Here is a 19,400-nt window from a genome sequence, read left to right as displayed (position 1 = left end):
TATACTGATAATGTAAGAGTAAATTTATTTAAATAGTGAGGTACGAAAATGAGTAAAAATAACAATCAACAATACAAAAACTATTCTGAAGATTATAATGGTAAAATAGGTATTGACACTAATGGACAAAAGTTTCAATTAATCAAAAATAACTCAAATCCTGTATACAATTATGAAGTTCGTGATATGGATGGAAATCATATATATAGCATTAGAGAACAATGTATACCAAAATTCTTTAATAAGATATATAAGCCTTCAGAGTCAAAGATCTTTGACAAAGCACCAGAAACTATAGAGGAAGTATTACCAAAAGTATTTTCATTCCAAGATGAAGGTATAAAATATAGCATAAGGTATGACGACATGTCATCACAAGAGAAATTCCAAATTCAAAAGGACATTCATGCTGCTTATGAAAATTTTAAAAAATTGTTTGATGTAAACAAACCTGAAACAACTTTAAATTTAGAAGTTAATGTTTTTAACAACAAGAATGATTACCAGAAATATAATGAATTAGCTGGCATTGACGCAGATAATGCTTATGGTGCAACTGATGGTAAAGCGATAGTAGTATACAAATTTGCCGGTATGGACTTTGTTTTAGGTCATGAGCTGGGCCATGTGTTCCAAAATGAGCTATTAACAAATATGAAGAATTCATTAGACCCTGAATTAGTTGGAAATTTAATCGGGAATCAAGTAGAAGAAGAAAATAAAAAAGATATAGATAGTGGACAGACAAAAGAATATAAAACTGAAGAATATGGAAATCCAGCTCATAACGATGCATTAGAGCTTAGAAAAAGCGATGAAGATGATAAAAGAGAAGTGCAAAAAGAAACCGCTAAGCTAGATGACAACACAGAAGAAAGTCAATCTACACAAACGAGTGAACCTGGTATATTTTCATCTATTGCATCTATTTTTAGAAGTTTTATATCATGGATATGGGGCACAGAAGAAGAAAGTGAATCTATCGAATTATCACAGAGTTCATTGTATTCTGATCCATTAAGTGACGAAAGTCATTATTCACAGTCAGATACTAATGATATACTATAACTTTTTTTTATAGGTAGTTTAACCCTTGCGTGTAACCCAAAAAACACGCAAGGGAAAACTGTATTGCATTGGTGCTGTAATAAACAACTTCATTTGCACCAACTGCAAGTATAATGACAAAATTACGATTGTACTTTAACTCTAACAATTAACAATAATAAATGTATATTGAAATACAACAATAATTACGTTAGTTTAAAAGGAATAGTTTGATTAAAGGATAATTGTGCAAAAAAGTGAGAAACTAACTAAAGATAAAAAACTAGCTTCTGATATTCTAAAAGAGGTTGCAGATACCAATAACAATGATAGCGATAAAGTAACTTTGTTTGACATTAAAACAGCTTTGCATGAGCGCGGTTTTGGTATTTTAATAATCATCTTCTCCTTGCCGCTATCGGTGCCTATACCGGTTCCACCTGGTTATACAACTATTCTTTCTATACCTTTAATCTTATTCTCACTGCAGCTTCTATTTGGATTTGATTCTCCTTGGATGCCGCATTGGTTGGAAAGAAGGTCTTTTCAGCGTTCAACACTAGCTCTTGTGGTAGAAAAAACTTCCCCTGTATTAGAAAAAATAGAAAAATTCATGAAGCCAAGACTGTCTTTCATTTTCTATGGGCCTGGTGAGAAGATTTTGGCTTTTATGATGTTGCTTTGTGCAATAATAATAGCTCTTCCATTACCTTTTACTCACTTCCTTCCTGCAATTGGCACAACTCTTATTTCACTTGGTATTATGAGTAAAGACGGGTTTCTATCCATATTGGGAGTTTTAGTGTCATTGTGTGCGTTGTTGCTTACTCTTGTTGTAATAGTCAAAGGACCACAACTTATAACCGGAGCACTTTCTCTTCTTAAAAGCTTTACAACACTTTAACAAAAGAATGAAGTACTAGCGCGAAATGAGTATTGCATATTGAAATAAAACAATAATTGTGTTAAGAATTATTTTTATCAAGGGTTTTTCGTGTCAAAAAATGATAAGTTGACTAAAAGTGATAAACTAGCTTCTGATATTCTAAAAGAGGTTGCAGATACCAATAACAATGATAGCGATAAAGTAACTTTGTTCGATATTAAAACAGCTTTGCATGAGCGCGGTTTTGGTATTTTAATAATCATCTTCTCCTTGCCACTATCGGTGCCTATACCGGTTCCACCTGGTTATACAACTATTCTTTCTATACCTTTAATCTTATTCTCACTGCAGCTTCTATTTGGATTTGATTCTCCTTGGATGCCCAGTTGGCTAGAAAGAAAATCTTTTCAGCGTTCAACACTAGCTCTTGTGGTGGAGAAAACTTCTCCACCATTAAGAAAAATAGAAAAATTCATGAAGCCAAGAATGTCTTTTATTTTCTATGGGCCTGGCGAAAAAATTTTAGCTTTTGTAATGTTGCTTTGTGCATTATCAATAGCTCTTCCATTACCTCTTACCAACTTTATTCCTGCAATTGGTACGACTCTTATTTCACTTGGTATTATGAGTAAAGATGGGTTTCTATCCATATTGGGAGTTTTAATATCATTGTGTGGACTATTGCTTACTCTTGTTGTAGTAGTCAAAGGGCCACAACTTATCATTGGGGCATTTTCTTTTCTCAAAAGCTTCGTATATGGTTAGGCTTTACAACACCTTAACAAAAAAAAAGGAACTTTTTACACCAATCGATAAAGATCATGTGAAAATGTATGTTTGCGGACCAACAGTATATGACACAGCACATATAGGCAATGCACGGTCTGTTGTTGTGTATGATGTGTTATTTCAGCTACTTAAGTTTTGTTATGGCAAAGTTACCTATGTGCGTAACATAACCGACATTGATGATAAGATAATTAATGCAGCAAGCGAGAAAAATAGCAACATAGAAAGTATAACCACATATTACATTAAAGCTTTTCATGATGATATGGAAAGCATAAATTGTAAAGAGCCAACACACGAGCCAAAAGCAACGGAAAACGTAGATTATATTATAGAATTAATTGAACATTTACTGCAATCAGGCCACGCTTACGAATCTGACAAACACGTGTATTTTAATATAGAATCTTACCATGAATATGGTGCTTTATCAGGAAAAAAAACTGATGAATTGGTTCCAGGTAGCAGAGTTGAAGTTAATGAAAATAAAAAGCACCCTGGAGATTTTGTACTGTGGAAGCCTGCAAGTGATATTGACTACAAACTTTCAAGTTATTGGAATAGCCCATGGGGAGAGGGCAGGCCTGGTTGGCATATAGAATGCTCAGCAATGTCATATGCTTATCTTGGCAAAGATTTTGATATTCATGGTGGCGGCATAGATTTACAATTTCCTCACCATGAAAATGAAATTGCACAGAGTAAGTCTGCATTTGCTGGATCAATGTTTGCAAAATACTGGATACATAACGGCTTTCTTACAGTAAATGAAGAAAAAATGAGCAAGTCCTTATTTAATATAGTCAAAGTAAGAGATTTGCTAGATAGTGGAATAAAGGATGAAGTAATACGCTATGCACTGCTCAAAACTCACTACAGAAAACCACTTGATTGGACAGAAAACGTTATTTCTGATGCACAGGAAACCTTAAATAAATTTTATCGGTTATTACGTGGTTTAGATACAACGAATATTGATGAAAGTAACGCAGAGATTTCTAAAGATTTTATAGACGCTTTAAAAAACGACTTAAACATTCCTGAAGCTCTAGCTATACTGCATGAAATGGCTGCAAAAATTAACAAAATGAGTAATGAAAGTGAAAAGCTTAAATTAACTGAGAGTTTTGTTAAGAGTGCCAGATTTATTGGTCTTCTTGAGTCAAGTTATGAAAAGTGGTTTGCTGTAGATGTAAATCATCAAGAAATAGAAAGGTTGATAGACTTAAGAAAAATTGCAAAAAAAAATAAAAATTACGATACTGCAGACAAAATAAGGGATCAGTTGAAACAAAAGGGGATTACAATTTCTGACAATGAAGATGGTACAACAACTTGGTAAACTTATATGGAAGATTACTTTCTGCTGTTTAAAGACAGCCTATTATCATCGTTAATCTTGCCTACACACCAAGGCTTTATGTTTGAAGCTATGCTGTACTTTAGATCACATCACAATCTACTACTGATGTTGTTTTTTGGAGTACTAGGATCAAGCCTTGGTGGAACAGTTAATTGGTACTTAGGTAGAATAACAATCTCTATACGAAAATCATACCACAAATTAGAAAACGAATATACAATGCCAAAAGTTACAAAAAATTTGCTAATTTTTGCAACTTTATTACTTTCGTGGGTGCCAGCACTTGGAAGTGTGATTCAAATTTTATCAGGTTATTTTAAGTTAAACCTTTATATCCTTGCCCCTTTAATCATTCTATCTAATTTCTTCTATTTGTTATATCTAATACTTACTTTTGGAGTATAACACTATAGTACTACAGCTATTAAAGCCCACTTCTGTCATCCTATGGCCTGACAGAAGCGGAGCTATAAATTAAATGCAAATTTCTAGTAATAGGATGCACCATGAGCTAAAAGCAATTCCACAAGCTCTTGGTGATTATTATTAGCTGCATAATACAATGCTGTTCTTCCTTCATTATTTTTAGTGTTAACGTCCGCGTTGTACTCTAATAGTATCTTAACTACATCAATCTTTCCCTTCATAGCAGCGAGGTGTAGTGGTGTGTTGCCGTCTTTATCCTTAGCGTTAACATCAGCACCTTTTTGAATGAAGTATTCTGTTGTTCCCAACATTTCATTCAAATCATCCCCTCATAATAGACGGTTATTCTTGGCAATCAAGTGCAATGGTGTCCAGCCACGTTTGTCTTTAGCATCAACATCACTACCATCTTCAACAAGACATCTTATACCAATTCTCATTGTTGGTCAGTCAAATAGGAGAAATTGCAGAGTTGTTTAATTGTGGAGCTGGCAAGAGAAGTAATAAATTTGCACAAAGCACCCTAAAGCAGAGCAATTGTATCGTATATTTTATTGCGCAAAATGTTCTGTTTTATGTATAACCAAAGCCTCTCAACAGGATTGAGTTCAGGTGAATATGGAGGTAGGTATATAATCTCAATATTTTTAGCTACCTTTAAATTTTTTGACTTATGCCAACTAGCACAGTCCATAACAAGAACAGCTTCTCTTGTCCCTAGATATTGCGACATTTGCTCAAGAAATACATTCATGCAATCAGTGTTAACATTTAGTGCAAATAAGCTAAAACTCTCTCCATTTTTAGGATTAACTGCACTGTAGAGATAAAAATTATGCCTACCTAATTTTATTTTAACCCGAGTCCTAGTGCCTTTTTTAAACCATCCATGCCCAACTTTCGAATGTGTGCCAAACCTTGATTCATCAAAGAAAAATAGCTCTTTTTCTGGATACTTGCCAATAACTTCATTGAGATTTTTTTTTGAATTCCTCTTGTTTACTTTTATCTTGTACGTTGTGTACTGGTCTTGGTGTAATATATGAAAATTTCATCTTTTGCATATGGCGGTGTACTGTAGATTTGCTGATATTTAATCCGAACTTTTCCTGGATTCTTATTCTCATTTCTTTAATGGTAATATTAGGATTTTCTTCTATACATGCTTCAATTTGCTGTAGTTGAGCCTGATTTAATTTAGTTTTTCTACGGCGTGATGGAGGAGCAAACAGTTTTTCTTCTCTGCCAAATTTCAAGAGTTTTATCCACGAAGTTAGTGCGCTTCTTGAAATTCAATATATTTTTGCTACAGCCGTTATACTATGCTTTTTTGCCGCAATTACAGCATTTAGTTTTTTTGAAACATATGCATTGTTCCTTACTTTCTTCAGCATTTCTTTTGCTGATTCTACTACTTTTTCATCCAATAATTTTGATCTTAATGCCATTTATACCTCGCTACTTCACTTACTTTAGTATGGCTTTTTTTCCATTATTGTCTATCCGTTCTTTGTATAGTGGGAATTGGTATAATTACTAATTTAAGCTCGTATATATCTATTTCATTAACTGTATTACTTATCTTACTCAATAACGCTTTTTTTTCCTCCGATGAAGATTTTACAATGCCTTCTATTATATTTGAAATAGCTTTTCTTAGTTCCTGATGGTCAATTTGAGCGTCAAAAAATTCATCATCATCTTCTTCAAGGGCCATATCAAACTCCATTAACTACAAATATGTTTGATTATACATACTAATTATTAATTATATTATAATTAGTATGAAATAATTTACCCCTTCCCAAATATAGAATTTGTATTAAAATATCTAGATTACATGAAATTAAGGTACTTTATGGGTGAAAAAAAATTAAAAGCTGCTGTGGTTTTATCAGGGTGTGGTCACCTTGACGGTGCAGAGGTAAGAGAAGCGGTTTTAAGTTTGCTTGTGCTTGATCAGCAGGAAGTGGATGTTAAATGCTTTGCACCTGATATCAATATCACACAAGTTATGAATCATAAAACAAAAAAGGCAACAAAAGAAAAAAGGAATGTACTTGCAGAAGCTGCAAGAATCGCAAGAGGCGAAATATATGACTTAAAAGAAGCCAAAGTTGAAAATTTTGACATGCTAGTTGTACCTGGTGGATACGGGGTTGCAAAAAATTTGTCTGACTTAGCTGAAAATAAAGACATGGTGACAGTAATGCCTGAATTTGAAAGATTAGTTTCAGAATTTTTTGTTACAAAAAAGCCGATAGGAGCGATATGCATATCTCCAGCCATCATTGTTTCAATTTTAAGTAGCAAGATAGGTAAAGAAGAAAGTAAGGTTAAGGTAACTATAGGAGATGACAGAGAACAGTTGATAGAGAAGCTTGGTGGTGAACACATAAAGTGTGATATAGGGTTATCAATAGAAGACGAAGAACATAATGTATTTTCCTGTTCTGCTTATATGCGTAGCGACGAAAGTATATACTCTGTATATCAAGGGATAAAGCATATGATTGACAGCATGGTAAAAAAGATTAACAAAAAAACTAAACAGCCATTCCTCTAAGATGTAGTAATTTAGACTTCCTTACACAATTAACTGTTGAATTTTACATTCCTAGCTGTATTATGGTTATATAGCTAAAGTGCTCTAGGTTTACGACTATTACTTGTTAGCGGCGTGGCGTAGGGCTGCACTAGCTATATATATTTAGCTCTTTTTTTATAAACGCAAGGTGTTTTATATGTCAGACCTTTTCTATATTGAAACTACGTGTTGTGTGGACGGTCAGTGTGATGTCTATACAGGGGAAGTGAGTTTTAATGATGTCATGTTAGGCAAGTTCAGTCTAAATTCGTGCAGCGGGAAAGAAGCTATGATAAATCTAGACGTTATTACATTCGATATTAATATCGCTATCGATGGTCAAAATGGAAAGACAATGAAAAGAAATCTTAAAGGTCTTGAATTTGTAACTAAAGATGATGGTTCTTGGTATATTAATAAGGATTTTGGCAATGATAGATTTGAAGTTATAGTAAAACAATCATAATTTTATATCTCAGGTGTAACATTTAGTACAGGTGCTATTCTATTTATAATGTTCTTTACTATAGGTGCAGCAATTATTCCCCCGGTGTGGTGCATTCCTTGAGGTTCATCAATAGCAATTAGCACTATATACCTTGGGTCAAGCATAGTTAGCACTCCTATAAATGACGCTATGTTTGCATCTTTGCTATATTTACCATCTACAACTTTTTCCGCCGATCCAGTTTTTCCTCCTATTGAATATGCCTTCATTTTTGCTTTTCTGCCAGTGCCATCTGTTACTGCTGCGCGTAATAATTTTCTCATTTCCCTGGAGGTTCTTCTTGAGATAATTTGCTCTCCTATACTTCTTTTATTCAACATCAAGGTTGCGTTATGAAATATCCCATTGTTGATTAATGCTGCTGCAGTTTGTGCAAGATGTATAGGAGTTACAGCTATACCATAACCATAAGATGCTGTTATTAAAGTGTTTTCACTCCATTTATCCGGGATTATCGGTGTAGATTTTTCTGGTATTTCTATTTTTAAAGGAGAAAATAGCTTCATAGCTTTAAAGTATTCTACCTGTTTTTCAATACCTAATTTGACTGCAATTTTTGCTGCACCAATGTTGGATGATTTTACAAATATATCTTGCACAGTAATTTTTGGAATTTTAGATTTGTGAAAATCCTGAATTTTATACTTTCCAATGGTGATTGGTGTTGATACGTCATATAAATCGCTAGTTTTTGTAACGTTTGCATCAAGCGCTGCGGCTATTGTAAAGAATTTTAATACCGACCCCATCTCATACACCCCAAGACTGGCGCGATTAAACTTTTGTACGTCTTCCGCCTTATTCTGTAGGTTAGGATTAAAATCAGGTAGACTGACCATCGAGATGACTTCACTATTTCTCACATTTAAAACAATTCCTACTCCGCCGAGTGCCTGATATCTGCTTACAGCTTTAGTTAGCTCTTCATGCACTATGCTTTGCACTCGTGTATCTAAGGATAGTATTATGGGCTTTTCTTGCTCATTGTTTTTACTTATATATGCCTCAACTCCTGCAATACCGTTACCATCTATGTCAGTGTAACCAAGCACGTGTGAAAATAAATTACTGTGAGGATATATACGTTTTACATCGTTATAGAAGTTTATTCCTGGCACGCCGGCATTTTTTATTGCTAACAGTTCTTTTGGAGTCAAGTGCCGCTTTACCCAAGCAAATTTCTTTTTTGAAGTAAGTACTCTATATGAATTCTCGTATTCAAGATCATTCAAAATAGAACACAGTTGTGCTGCTATACTTTCCGGATTCTTTACTTTGGTTGCATCTGTATATAGTGATGTTGTGGGCACATTTGTTGCTATTACTACTCCATTTCTATCTAAAATATCAGGTTGTTTATATACTGTATTATCTTTTCTAAAATTTTCTGAAGTAGTAGGTTGATCAAATGTTAAAGAGAATATGCGAAAAATAATTATTATATAAAACGTAAATAATGGTACTATAAAACACAGTGAGCGGAGCTTATTTTTAAGTAATGCTTGCATATTTACTTGATTTGACAAAAATGGAAATTATCTTAGCTGAGCCGCGAGGTTTTTGTGCCGGGGTAAAAAGAGCTGTGGACATATTAGCTATTACTTTAGAAAAATACAAAAACAAGTGCCAAGTTTATGTGCTACACGAAATTGTTCACAATAAATATATAGTAGAGGACTTTAAGAGACAAGGAGTGGTTTTTGTGAACAGTATCGAGGAAATTGAAGATAATGGAGGAATACTGATCTTCAGCGCGCACGGAGTATCAAAAAATATAGAAGATAAGGCAAAAAGAAAGGGTATTCAAGTGATTGATGCAACATGTCCTTTAGTCAGCAAAGTGCATAAAGAGGCAAAAAGGTATGAAAACAGTGGTAAAGAATTAATTCTCATTGGGCATGAAAACCATCCAGAAGTTAAGGGAATTAGAGGAAGAGTAAATAATCCTATCATTTTAGTGCAAACTGTGCAGGACGTACGCAATTTAAAAGTTAAAGATCCAGATAATTTATCTTATGTTACACAAACCACGTTAAGCATCGACGATACCCGTGAAATTATTGTTGCCCTGAAGCTCAGGTTTCCAAGCATAACAGGTCCAGATTTAAAGGACATATGCTATGCAACGCAAAACAGACAAAATGCTGTTAAAAAGCTAGCTGAAATTGTAGACATGGTGTTAGTTGTAGGAAGTAAAAATAGCTCAAATTCAAACCGCTTATTAGATCTGTGCACTGCCAGAGGAAAAAGAGCCTACTTAATTGATAATTACAGCTGTGTGAATAAAAGCTGGTTTCAGGGCGTAGAAAAGATAGGAATCACTGCAGGTGCTTCTGCTCCTGACATATTGGTTGATGAATTAATGGACTACCTAAAAGTAAACCTGAGTGTAAAAATTTCAGTTATGCCAGGTGGTATTATTGAAAATGTTCAGTTTAAAATACCGAATCTGGTTTAAAACACAACTTATCTACTAAGCTTCTCTTGAAATTACTGGGAGCACACAAACCAGCATCTATAGCTAAGACGTCATACCGCCGCGGCGCTAACAAGTAGCGGGATGACGGTTGTTGGTAAGCCTAAGTCAGTTTAGCTATATGCTTTTAATTCCCCAAAAGGAGAATTAAATATGTGAAGTTCTAGTTGATATGATTTAATGAATGGTTAGTTTAAATTACTAATTTATTTAAGAGATTTTGATAATATTTAACCCACTCGCTTTTCTATTTTCCATATCGCGATGAGCTTGAATTATTTCATCAAATTTATATTTTTTATTGATCCGTACAGTTAAAAGTTTTTTTCTTATCATCTCGAAGATTTCCATTGTGGTAAGCACTAATGTGAATCTATCATGCTTATAATGGTATATTGAGGTTCCAGTTGCAAATAACGAACGTGAACTAAGTAAAGAAAAACTAATAGGAGCGTTACCTGATATCTGCCCATAGGAAACGTATATGCCGAACCTGCCTAAAGATTCAAAAGAAAGCTTGCTTGTAGCGTAACCTATAGGGTCATACACTGCACCTACTCCTCTGTTTTGCGTAATCTCCATAACTTTAGAAACGAAGTCTTTATCATTGTAGTTTATTGCGTATGTGCAGCCACTTTGTAAAGCTATCTTCATTTTTTCATCAGAGCTTACAGAACCTATCACTACACCTTTTTTATCCTTTGCCCATTGGCATATTATTTGTCCTAAACCACCATTAGCCCCATGAACTAGCACGAAAGCACCAGGCCTAACTTTATAAGATTGATTAATTAAATAGTGAGCTGTCATACCTTTAAACAGCACTGCAGCAGCAACTTCATCAGGTATGTCATCTGGAATTTTTATCAGATATTTCTGGTGTATAATGCGCTTTTCACAATATGCCCCTGGAGGAGCTGTGCAATATCCAACTCTGTCTCCAACTTTGAATCCATCACTGATTTTTTTACCAAGTTTTTCAATAACCCCAACTGCTTCCACTCCAAGCACTGATGGTAAATTTTTAATTTTGCGTGTACCTTTTCTGTACTCTAAATCATAACGATTTAAGCCGATAGTTGTATGACGTATTAAGACTTCCTCGCCTTTTGGCTCACCTATATTCTTATCTACAAATTCTAATACTTCTGGTCCCCCAGTTTTTTTTATTTGTATAGCTCTAACCATGATGAATGTAAGATAAAAACTTTAATTATGTTATCTAACAATTAATATTTTGCAAAGTTATTGTTTTCACAATCAATAGACTTCTTGCGTTACCTCCTGTCATTCTAGCGCGTGACGCTGGAATCCAGATTTTTTTATATAATCAAGTCATAAGATGGCAAAAAGTCAACCTTATCTGTATGAGCTATACATTTTTTCTGGATCCCAGTGTCAGCTACTCGGATGACACCCTATTGATTACTTGAAATGACATGGTTTGCAAACATTCTGTTACTTAAGCTTAAAAAACGTGTATGATAGCGTTATTTCACTTAAATCTTTTGTATTACTATCGAGCATTATCTCAGGATCTATATAGAAAGATACGGGCATAGCTGCTTTTTGTTTTGGTAGCAACATTTGTTCTTCAAAACAAAAGCATGCAACTTTATTAAAATACTTACCTGCTTTGAAAGGCGTAACGTTATATACTGCCATACCAAATGAAAGATGATCAGATAGATTTTTTGCGTAATAAAATGCTAAACTTTGTTCTCCTATGTTTACATCAACGTAGTTAGTTTCTGATTTAAATTCCCAAGGTAGATCGGACATTATATCAGCATTGAAGTGGACCCTGATTTTTTGGTCAGTTGCACTTATTGTTGCATTAGTTACTTTTCTTGTTGTGCCACCATATCCAGTAGCTTTACAAAAAATGCTATATAATGGTACCGATGCATATGCAAGACACAGCATCAACACAACTAAAGATATTAAAAAGAAGACTATAGAATTTTTATCATTTCTCCTTAAAAAGGAGAACATTTAATCTCTATTGCTAAGTAACCGGAGTAAATGTTTAAACATAATAATAAAATTAAAATAAAGATCAGTTGCACCGAGTATTGCCAATTTAGTAGTGGCAACTTCTGAGCCATCATTATATCTATAATAAACGTCTTTGATTCTCTGAGCATCATATGCAGTCATTAAGGTAAAGACTATTACTGATATGAACGATATTGCAAAATAGAGAGGACTGCTTCTAAGGAATAAATTTACTATGAGTGCAATAAATAATCCCAAGACTCCCATAATCAAGAAAGAACCCATGCTAGTCAGATCTTTTTTTGTAGTATTGCCATACAAAGCCATAGAGCTGAACATAATTGATGTAATGAAGAACGCTCTTGTTATATTTTCTGCAGTGTAACGTACAAAAATATAAGATAAGAAAAGCCCCATTAACACTGAAAACATAAAAAACATAGCAATGGCGGACTGAGCACTTAGGTGCTGAATTCTATACTGCATGTATAACACCAATGCAAAAGGAGATAGCATTACCACGATTAATAAGACGGGATTAGAATGAATTACTTGATAAAGACCGGAAAATACCGTTAGGAATGCAACAAGCCCTGTAACGCCTAAAGCTAAAGCCATGTAGTTATATACTTTAGTTAGGTAACTTCTGAGCCCAGCGCTATAATAAACGCCCTGAGAGCGGATATCCTGTTCATTTCTCATGTAAGACATAAATATAACTCCTTTTGTCCATTATTTAACACATTATAATATAAAACCACATTTTTATCAAGTATTTTTATCAAGTATTTTTATTATAAACAGCTATGCGCTGGCATTTGTTTTAATATAAATAGAATATAGGCCTATTGCTGCTGCATTTGAAACATTTAAACTGTTAATTGCATTTGACATTGGTATTTTTAAAAGATAATCACAATTTTCTTTAACTAACCTCCGCATTCCTTTCTCTTCAGAACCAAAAATAATTACTCTTTTTTTCTCAAAGCTCTTTATTTCATCTATATTTTCTTTAGCATTGCAATCAAACCCGTAACACCAATAGCCGACCTTTTTTAAATACTGCATAGTTTTTACTATATTTGTAACGTATATTAGCGGAACAATATCCAATGCTCCACTTGCTGCTTTTGCAATAGATGCATTTTCGCCAGGTGAATGATTATGTGGTAAAACCAATGCGTTGACATTAAAACAAGCTGAAGTTCTTAAAATTGATCCAATATTGTGCGTGTCAGTGACTTGATCTAAAATGACTATAGTAGAGCTGTCGTTTGAGCTTTCAGCTACTTCTTCGATGCTTAAGTTATAAAGAATAGGGGCAACATTTAAAGCAATTCCTTGATGGTTAGCACCTTTAGATAAAACGTCATTAAGTATTTTGTTTTCTACTAATCGAACTTTAATGCCCTTACTATTTACACATTGCCTAATTTCTTTTTCATGTTCTCTATAGAAATTTTCTGTTACTAACAGTTCTATACACCGCCTATTTTTATTCTTCAGTGCTGACATGCAGGTGTGCTTTCCATACAGCCAAAAATTCTCATTAGTTTTTGACGATTTCATCGTATTATCAAAAATCGGGTTTTTACAGAATAAGCAACATTTTACTATGTTTGGATATTGTTGTAAAATTATACAATTCGATTAATGCGTTTATGTCGGACGATGAGTTGGATTGGCAAAAAAATGTTAAGCCAATAGAATGTGGAAAAGTTACTTTGAAAGTTGATCATAAAGTAAATATAAAGTCTATGGTTGATAAAGGTACCTCCGACTTACAAAGGAATTTTCTTAATACCAATAATGGTAACTCATCATTTTGTCTTGACCAAAACACAAAATTAAAAGTTGATAGGGGTAAATATTTTATAAGCGATAAGCTCGATTTGCACGGCTATAGTATAGAGGATGCTTACTGTAAATTGATAGATTTTATTATCAAAAATTATCGAGCAGGAAATAGATGTTTATTGGTAATTACGGGATACGGCAGTGCAACAAATAAAACAGACACTATAAAGAATAACTTAAATAAGTGGTTAAATGATACTAAAATCCAGCATATGGTTCTATACTACCAGCAAGCTACGAAAAAACATGGTGGTAAAGGGGCTTTTTATGTTTTATTAAGAAGGCTTAGGCCCTATTAGCTGCTTAAGTTTCCTTTCAAGTCTTAATTTTTCTTATATAGCCATATAAAAACCAGTGTTCGGCAGCGCTTTACACACAATTGTACAAACGTTGTAGCCGTTATTCAAGTAGCCCGCAGAAACGAAAAAACTTGCTTGACAAACTCCGCCAGCCCCCTTATTATGACAATAAGGGTATTTATACCAATTCCCATTACAAGGCAAACAGATGGACAATGATGGAAGAAAAGCCATAATGAAGTAAGTGAAGTAGCGAGGTATAAATGGCATTAAGATCAAAATTATTGGATGAAAAAGTAGTAGAATCAGCAAAAGAAATGCTGAAGAAAGTAAGGAACAATGCATATGTTTCAAAAAAACTAAATGCTGTAATTGCAGCAAAAAAGCATAGTATAACGGCTGTAGCAAAAATATATTGCATTTCAAGAAGCGCACTAACTTCGTGGGTAAAACTCTTGAAATTTGGCAGAAAAGAAAAACTGTTTACTCCTCCACAACGGCGTAGAAAAACTAAATTAAATCAGGATCAACTACGGCAAATTGAAGAGTGGATAGAAGAAAATCCTAATATTACCATTAAAGAAATGAGAATAAGAATCCAGGAAAAGTTCGGATTAAATATCAGCAAATCTACAGTACACCGCTATATGCAAAAGATGAAATTCTCATATATTACACCCAGACCAGTTCATAATGGACAAGATAAAAGCAAACAAGAGGAATTCAAAAAAAAATCTCAATGGAGCTATTAGCAAGTATCCAGAAAAAGAGCTATTTTTCTTTGATGAATCAAGGTTTGGCACACATTCAAAGGTTGGACATGGGTGGTTTAAAAAGGGGATTAGAACACAGGTTAAAACAAAATTAGTTAGGCAAAATTTCTATCTCTATAGTGCGGTTAATCCTAGAAATGGAAAGAGTTCTAGCTTATTTGCACCAAATGTCAACACTGATTGCATGAACATATTTCTTGAGCAGATGTCGCAATATCTAGAAACACGAGAGGCTTTTCTCGTTATGGACTGTGCTAGTTGGCATAGGTCAAAAAATTTAAAGGTACCTAAAAATATCGACATTATATACCTACCTACATATTCACCTGAGCTAAATCTTGTTGAGAGGCTTTGGTTATATATAAAACAGAACATTTTGCGCAATAAAATATACGATACAATTGCTCTGCTTTAGGGTGCTTTGTGCAAATTTATTACTTCTCTTGCCAGCTCCACAATTAAACAACTCTGCAATTTCTCCTATTTGACTGACCAACAATGAGAATTGGTATCATTTCTTTAATGGTAATATTAGTATTTTCTTCTATACATGCTTCAATTTGCTGTAGTTGAGCCTGATTTAATTTAGTTTTTCTACGGCGTGATGGAGGAGCAAACAGTTTTTCTTCTCTGCCAAATTTCAAGAGTTTTATCCACGAAGTTAGTGCGCTTCTTGAAATGCAATATATTTTTGCTACAGCCGTTATACTATGCTTTTTTGCCGCAATTACAGCATTTAGTTTTTTTGAAACATATGCATTGTTCCTTACTTTCTTCAGCATTTCTTTTGCTGATTCTACTACTTTTTCATCCAATAATTTTGATCTTAATGCCATTTATACCTCAACTATTTTACTTGCTTCATTATGGCTTTTCTTCCATCATTGTCCATCTGTTTGCCTTGTAATGGGAATTGGTATAATTATTGCATTCCTGCACAATTTGATGCATCATTCTCATGACAAAAACGTCTTAACTTTCTCTCCACTTTTTCTGGGTAAGGTCAGTTCAGCTATAGGCAGCAATTTTCTGTATTTACTTTAAATTGAAGAAAGCTCAAATGAAAGATCGTGTTTTGCTAAAAATCACAGAATGCAGTCTGGTTACAATTATTTATCACTAGTGCCTAAAGTGATCTCCTTTATCCTCTCATCTGCTAGTATTTTTAATTCCTCACCGTATCTATAATAATTTCGCTTTATAACGTGTAACTCATCAGCAGAAGAAGAATCTAATTTAGGGTAATATTCGTAATCGCAATTTTCTTCGATGTCCTCGATGCTTATAGATGATGCTAAAAGTGGAAATAGAATTAATAGTAAAGTTAGTAGGATTCTTGTACAACTATTACACCACGTCCTGGGTGTCATTCCAGCGCGTGACCAGAGAAAAAAAGATATGGATCCCAGTGTCAAGCACTGGGATAACAGAAGATAGTGCAAGAAATTTCGTAAAAAGCTTTTCATACCAATTATTTAAACTCAATTGTGTTACAAATGTATTAATAACGAAAAAAGAAAAACTAGATTTAATTTTTATTTGCGATTTATCTATTGATTAACCGTGAAAGGTTACATGTAATGCTCCTTCACATAATTATCAATAATTGCCTTAAATTCTTCAGAGACATTATCACCTTGTAAAGTTTTGAAATATTTGCCGTCTTTGTAAACTGCTGAAACAGGTTTTTCTCCATATCCAGGTAAGCTGATTCCTAAATTTGCATGTTTGCTTTCTCCAGGACCGTTTACTATGCATCCCATAACAGCGATGCTCATATGCTCTACACCTGGATTCTTTTTCTTCCATATCGGCATATGAGTTTTTATATAGCCATTCACCTCTTCAGTTAATATACGAAAACGATCGCTACTTGTGCGCCCACAACCAGGACATGAATTAACTTGAGGGTTAAAGTGTTGCAAGCCTATAGACTGCAATATTTCCTGACACACTATCACTTCACTAGTACGCGATTCACCAGGGCGTTGAGTTAAAGAAGCACGTATTGTGTCTCCAATACCATTTTGCAATAAATAAGTAAGCCCTGCTGTGGTATTTATCACGCCTTTATTGCCCATACCAGCTTCAGTTAAGCCCAAGTGCAAAGCATAATTAGAAAATTTTACAAGCGCTGTGTAGACCGAAATTAAATCTTGTACTCTACTGACTTTACACGAAATGATTATTTTATCTGCACTGAGGCCAATTTCTTCAGCTTTCCGTGCGCTATTAAGAGAAGACATTACAAGTGCCTTGCGTAATACAACGTCAGAAGGTTTTGGATCACTGGACAAGGAGTTTTCATCCATTAGTTTTTGTGAAAGGTACTTATCAAGACTACCCCAATTTACTCCAATTCTGACAGGAAGATCATATGTTATTGCATACTCTATAACTCTTTCAAATTTTTCATCACGTTTGTCGCCAAAGCCTACATTGCCTGGATTCATCCTAATTTTACCCAGCATTTTGATGTTGTCTGGATAATCTTGAACTAATTTATCTAGCTCATATTGACCGCAGCCTACCAATATTTTACCGTCAAAACCTTCTTTATTTATCTCTTCTACCATATAAGGTATTGCCCTTGCTACTTCCTCTGAATTCAAAGCAATCCGTACTAACTCTGAACCTGCACGCGCTAGTTCCATTATTTCTTTTGCATATCGCTTAGCACTGCCTTTTATGTTATCAGAATCTATATACACACCAAGCGCCATAGATTGTACGACTATAGGATTATTTCCACCTATCTTTACTTTTCCAACTTCTACAACATGAGTTTTGTGCCTGGAAATCGGCGATAATTTATATGCATCATCACTCAATATCATATCTTTATCTAGCATATTATTAATGGCCAATATTGTGATACTATTTTACTGTGTCAGCTACGCTGCCAAATGAACTCAAACCATTCAAACTATAAGCATCTACGTTATCCAAATTAGCAATAGAATCATGTGAGCACGTTCTTCTTGAAGGAGTTTCTTTTATAATGATATTTATAGGAGAAACTTTCTTTTCTCGTGTTGAAGTAACTTTCTTCTCTTCTTGTTCATGCTGCTCGCTTTCATACTGGGAAACTGGCTCTTGATCTATAAATACAGCACCCTTTAAACGTGCGATATTAATACCATGCTGATTTATCATAGCGCTCTCTTCATCGTCGACTATGCACGCTTCCATGTCATTTGGCTCATTATCAAGACTAGCAATTTTTTTCTCTTTTAATTTTTTGATTAGATCTTCTTTATTTATAGCTCGATCTTGTGACTTTTTTTTCTTGAGCAATTCCCTACGCTTCTCATACAGTTTATACGACTCAGCAAAATCCTCATCTGTATGAAAGTTTGCACCACCAGGGTTACCAGGAGGTATGTATTTCTTACTGAGCTTTACCTTAGACTTAGCTTCAGCACTATGCACAGTAAAAAAGCTAGAAACCAAAAACATTAATATAAACAAAACTTTAGAAAAAATCCTAAGCATATGGTGCTATAGTAAATATCGTGTTTTAAAAGATAGCAATTAACAAACTTTAAGTAAACCAGAATCTTTACTAACTTTACAATAATATGTTACAAATATTTTTCTAAAAAGTGATATGTTTGCTATCAAAAAAACCTACATAGGCTGAGAGAAGAGTAAGGTGTTACAAGTTGCGTAACACCTCCTCAAGAAGAGTGTTATGCAGCTATATCGTTTAAAGATTTTTGTAAGCCTTCCACTGTTGAGTTATCCAGTTTTTCAGGAATACCAGCGTCATCTGCATTATTAAGTTTTGCGTCTGATGTATCTTTAGACAAGTTCTTTTCTTCCTCCCTCTCAAGCTTAACTCCCTGATAGATGCAGAATGCAACAAAAGAAGTTATCGCTATTGCGGCAACAGCACTGACTATGGCACAAATTAGTAGTGTTTTTTCTTGATCTGCTACTGTTTCTGTGAGTGTTTCCACTTTTTCTTCCACGTCCGCGAGTCTTTCTTGCAAACCTTCTAAGTACTTTTGTATACTTTCGAACCGTCCAGCATCGATCTTTTGAGCTGCCTGCAATTCCTCTAACCTGCTAAATGCAATTTGAAGTTGATCAGTATTGATCTGTTGACCTTTTTGCAATCTTTCTAGTGCACTGAATGCCTTTTGAAACTGCTCAGCATCCATCTGTTGAAGTTTTTCTAGTGCTTTTATTGTCGATTCATTAGAACCGAATAACAAATCATGAAGCCAATTTGTTGACATTTTTATCCCCTAATTAATATATTACTATTGTACGTTCTTAGTACTTAAATTAGTATTAAATCAATTGTCATTATGTATTGATCTTTTAATAATTTCGTTTGACTTGCTTTTTGAGGGTGTAGAAACTTAAGTTAAGAAAGAAGCCCT

General features: G+C 34.2%; 20 protein-coding genes and 3 pseudogenes. 10 read left to right on the top strand and 13 right to left on the bottom strand.

Features of this window, described 5'->3' with window-relative positions; all coding sequences use genetic code 11:
- Positions 1 to 48 precede the first annotated feature (48 nt).
- From OPR24_RS01305 to OPR24_RS06490, 5 genes are all read left to right on the top strand, one after another.
- Positions 49 to 1,068: a hypothetical protein gene (locus OPR24_RS01305; RefSeq protein WP_265033542.1), complete on the top strand. Its 1,020-nt coding sequence runs from the start codon at positions 49 to 51 to the stop codon at positions 1,066 to 1,068.
- 226 nt (positions 1,069 to 1,294) lie between these two features.
- A complete protein-coding gene (locus OPR24_RS01300) occupies positions 1,295 to 1,951 on the top strand; it encodes an exopolysaccharide biosynthesis protein (protein WP_265033541.1) in 657 nt (218 codons plus the stop codon).
- Between the two features lie 90 nt (positions 1,952 to 2,041).
- A complete protein-coding gene (locus OPR24_RS01295; protein WP_265033540.1) occupies positions 2,042 to 2,698 on the top strand; it encodes an exopolysaccharide biosynthesis protein in 657 nt (218 codons plus the stop codon).
- The gene (gene cysS, locus OPR24_RS01290; RefSeq protein ID WP_265033539.1) at positions 2,691 to 4,064 is read left to right on the top strand and encodes a cysteine--tRNA ligase; all 1,374 of its coding nucleotides are present in this window, start codon (positions 2,691 to 2,693) and stop codon (positions 4,062 to 4,064) included. The genes OPR24_RS01295 and cysS overlap by 8 nt, the downstream gene beginning before the upstream one ends.
- A 6-nt stretch (positions 4,065 to 4,070) precedes the next feature.
- The gene (locus tag OPR24_RS06490) at positions 4,071 to 4,490 is read left to right on the top strand and encodes a DedA family protein (protein ID WP_406833289.1); all 420 of its coding nucleotides are present in this window, start codon (positions 4,071 to 4,073) and stop codon (positions 4,488 to 4,490) included.
- 83 nt (positions 4,491 to 4,573) lie between these two features.
- Here the strand turns inward: OPR24_RS06490 and OPR24_RS01285 are convergent, their stop codons facing one another.
- The 3 genes and pseudogenes from OPR24_RS01285 to OPR24_RS01275 all read right to left on the bottom strand — a co-directional run bounded on the left by OPR24_RS01285 (position 4,574) and on the right by OPR24_RS01275 (position 6,228).
- Positions 4,574 to 4,822 carry an ankyrin repeat domain-containing protein gene (locus OPR24_RS01285; protein ID WP_265033965.1) on the bottom strand — a complete coding sequence of 83 codons (249 nt, stop codon included), beginning with the start codon at positions 4,820 to 4,822 and terminating at the stop codon, positions 4,574 to 4,576.
- Positions 4,823 to 4,947: 125 nt separating this feature from the next.
- Positions 4,948 to 5,959 (bottom strand): annotated as a pseudogene (locus OPR24_RS01280) (IS630 family transposase).
- 44 nt (positions 5,960 to 6,003) lie between these two features.
- Positions 6,004 to 6,228: a hypothetical protein gene (locus OPR24_RS01275; protein ID WP_265033538.1), complete on the bottom strand. Its 225-nt coding sequence runs from the start codon at positions 6,226 to 6,228 to the stop codon at positions 6,004 to 6,006.
- Positions 6,229 to 6,351: 123 nt separating this feature from the next.
- Here OPR24_RS01275 and elbB point away from each other — a divergent pair, with 123 nt between their 5' ends.
- Together elbB and OPR24_RS01265 are read left to right on the top strand one after the other, a co-directional pair.
- Complete coding sequence (elbB, locus tag OPR24_RS01270; protein WP_265033537.1) at positions 6,352 to 7,077, top strand: isoprenoid biosynthesis glyoxalase ElbB; 726 nt, start codon at positions 6,352 to 6,354, stop codon at positions 7,075 to 7,077.
- 178 nt (positions 7,078 to 7,255) lie between these two features.
- Entirely contained in the window at positions 7,256 to 7,564 is a 309-nt protein-coding gene (locus OPR24_RS01265) for a hypothetical protein (protein ID WP_064125016.1), read from the top strand.
- 2 nt (positions 7,565 to 7,566) lie between these two features.
- On the opposite strand, the gene OPR24_RS01260 is transcribed toward OPR24_RS01265, so the two are convergent.
- Positions 7,567 to 9,132 (bottom strand): peptidoglycan D,D-transpeptidase FtsI family protein, encoded by a 1,566-nt coding sequence (locus tag OPR24_RS01260; RefSeq protein WP_265033535.1) that lies wholly within the window; start codon positions 9,130 to 9,132, stop codon positions 7,567 to 7,569.
- Positions 9,133 to 9,134: 2 nt separating this feature from the next.
- Between OPR24_RS01260 and ispH the strand changes: the two genes are divergently transcribed.
- Complete coding sequence (gene ispH / locus OPR24_RS01255) at positions 9,135 to 10,064, top strand: 4-hydroxy-3-methylbut-2-enyl diphosphate reductase (RefSeq protein ID WP_265016307.1); 930 nt, start codon at positions 9,135 to 9,137, stop codon at positions 10,062 to 10,064.
- Positions 10,065 to 10,292: 228 nt separating this feature from the next.
- Here ispH and OPR24_RS01250 read toward each other — a convergent pair whose 3' ends face one another.
- From OPR24_RS01250 to rlmB, 4 genes are all read right to left on the bottom strand, one after another.
- The gene (locus OPR24_RS01250) at positions 10,293 to 11,270 is read right to left on the bottom strand and encodes a quinone oxidoreductase family protein (RefSeq protein WP_265033534.1); all 978 of its coding nucleotides are present in this window, start codon (positions 11,268 to 11,270) and stop codon (positions 10,293 to 10,295) included.
- Between the two features lie 270 nt (positions 11,271 to 11,540).
- Entirely contained in the window at positions 11,541 to 12,077 is a 537-nt protein-coding gene (locus OPR24_RS01245) for a cytochrome c oxidase assembly protein (RefSeq protein WP_265033533.1), read from the bottom strand.
- Positions 12,078 to 12,791 (bottom strand): Bax inhibitor-1/YccA family protein, encoded by a 714-nt coding sequence (locus tag OPR24_RS01240; RefSeq protein WP_265033532.1) that lies wholly within the window; start codon positions 12,789 to 12,791, stop codon positions 12,078 to 12,080. It abuts the gene before it with no gap.
- Positions 12,792 to 12,884: 93 nt separating this feature from the next.
- Positions 12,885 to 13,649 carry a 23S rRNA (guanosine(2251)-2'-O)-methyltransferase RlmB gene (gene rlmB, locus OPR24_RS01235; RefSeq protein ID WP_265033531.1) on the bottom strand — a complete coding sequence of 255 codons (765 nt, stop codon included), beginning with the start codon at positions 13,647 to 13,649 and terminating at the stop codon, positions 12,885 to 12,887.
- A 92-nt stretch (positions 13,650 to 13,741) separates the two neighbouring features.
- Between rlmB and OPR24_RS01230 the strand changes: the two genes are divergently transcribed.
- Both OPR24_RS01230 and OPR24_RS01225 read left to right on the top strand, forming a co-directional pair.
- On the top strand, positions 13,742 to 14,236 hold the full coding sequence (locus OPR24_RS01230) for a Smr/MutS family protein (protein WP_265033964.1): 495 nt from the start codon (positions 13,742 to 13,744) through the stop codon (positions 14,234 to 14,236).
- Positions 14,237 to 14,499: 263 nt separating this feature from the next.
- A pseudogene (locus OPR24_RS01225) lies at positions 14,500 to 15,511 on the top strand (IS630 family transposase).
- A gap of 10 nt (positions 15,512 to 15,521) precedes the next feature.
- Here the strand turns inward: OPR24_RS01225 and OPR24_RS01220 are convergent.
- The 5 genes and pseudogenes from OPR24_RS01220 to OPR24_RS01200 form a co-directional block, all read right to left on the bottom strand.
- Positions 15,522 to 15,845: pseudogene (locus OPR24_RS01220) on the bottom strand (helix-turn-helix domain-containing protein); the annotation flags it as partial.
- 273 nt (positions 15,846 to 16,118) lie between these two features.
- A complete protein-coding gene (locus OPR24_RS01215) occupies positions 16,119 to 16,475 on the bottom strand; it encodes a hypothetical protein (RefSeq protein WP_265033530.1) in 357 nt (118 codons plus the stop codon).
- Positions 16,476 to 16,580: 105 nt separating this feature from the next.
- Positions 16,581 to 17,861 carry a flavodoxin-dependent (E)-4-hydroxy-3-methylbut-2-enyl-diphosphate synthase gene (gene ispG / locus OPR24_RS01210; RefSeq protein WP_265033529.1) on the bottom strand — a complete coding sequence of 427 codons (1,281 nt, stop codon included), beginning with the start codon at positions 17,859 to 17,861 and terminating at the stop codon, positions 16,581 to 16,583.
- A gap of 25 nt (positions 17,862 to 17,886) precedes the next feature.
- Positions 17,887 to 18,504: a TRP75-related protein gene (locus OPR24_RS01205; RefSeq protein ID WP_265033528.1), complete on the bottom strand. Its 618-nt coding sequence runs from the start codon at positions 18,502 to 18,504 to the stop codon at positions 17,887 to 17,889.
- Positions 18,505 to 18,701: 197 nt separating this feature from the next.
- Entirely contained in the window at positions 18,702 to 19,253 is a 552-nt protein-coding gene (locus tag OPR24_RS01200; protein WP_265033527.1) for a hypothetical protein, read from the bottom strand.
- Between the last annotated feature and the right edge of the window lie 147 nt (positions 19,254 to 19,400).

Origin of the sequence: Wolbachia endosymbiont (group A) of Sicus ferrugineus, assembly GCF_947251515.1 — a bacterium.
In the GTDB taxonomy this organism is placed as follows: domain Bacteria; phylum Pseudomonadota; class Alphaproteobacteria; order Rickettsiales; family Anaplasmataceae; genus Wolbachia.
The sequence above is the reverse complement of the archived record's forward strand: the minus strand, read 5'-3'. Positions and strand labels throughout refer to the sequence as shown.